This window comes from Shigella sp. FC1567 (genome assembly GCF_001743015.1).
Lineage (GTDB): Bacteria > Pseudomonadota > Gammaproteobacteria > Enterobacterales > Enterobacteriaceae > Escherichia > Escherichia coli.
The window spans coordinates 1-625 of record NZ_MIIV01000368.1 but is presented as its reverse complement, the minus strand read 5'-3'; the positions used below and the strand labels follow the sequence as shown (position 1 = coordinate 625).

Here is a 625-nt window from a genome sequence, read left to right as displayed (position 1 = left end):
ACCCGCAGGTCAAAATGGTCTGCCAGATGGAACTGACCAGCCATCTGCTGACGGCTGCAGCCTTCGGCACGATGAAGAACAGCGAAAATGAGCTTGCTGAGCAACTTATAGAACAAACCGGCGATAACACTCTGACGTTAATGGATAAAGGTTATTACTCACTGGGACTGTTAAATGCCTGGAGCCTGGCGGGAGAACACCGCCACTGGATGATACCTCTCAGGAAGGGAGCGCAATATGAAGAGCTCAGAAAACTGGGTAAAGGCGATCATCTGGTGAAGCTGAAAACCAGCCCGCAGGCACGAAAAAAGTGGCCGGGACTGGGAAATGAAGTGACAGCCCGCCTGCTGACCGTGACGCGCAAAGGAAAAGTCTGCCATCTGCTGACGTCGATGACGGATGCCATGCGCTTCCCCGGAGGAGAAATGGCGGATCTGTACAGTCATCGCTGGGAAATTGAACTGGGATACAGGGAGATAAAACAGACGATGCAACTGAGCAGGCTGACGCTGAGAAGTAAAAAGCCGGAGCTTGTGGAGCAAGAGCTGTGGGGTGTCTTACTGGCTTATAATCTGGTGAGATATCAGATGATTAAAATGGCGGAACATCTGAAAGGTTACTGGCC

At 51.5% G+C, this 625-nt stretch carries 1 pseudogene; it reads left to right on the top strand.

Going from position 1 to position 625, the window contains the following annotated elements:
* Positions 1-625, top strand: a pseudogene (locus BHE85_RS18025) (IS4-like element IS4 family transposase); the annotation flags it as partial.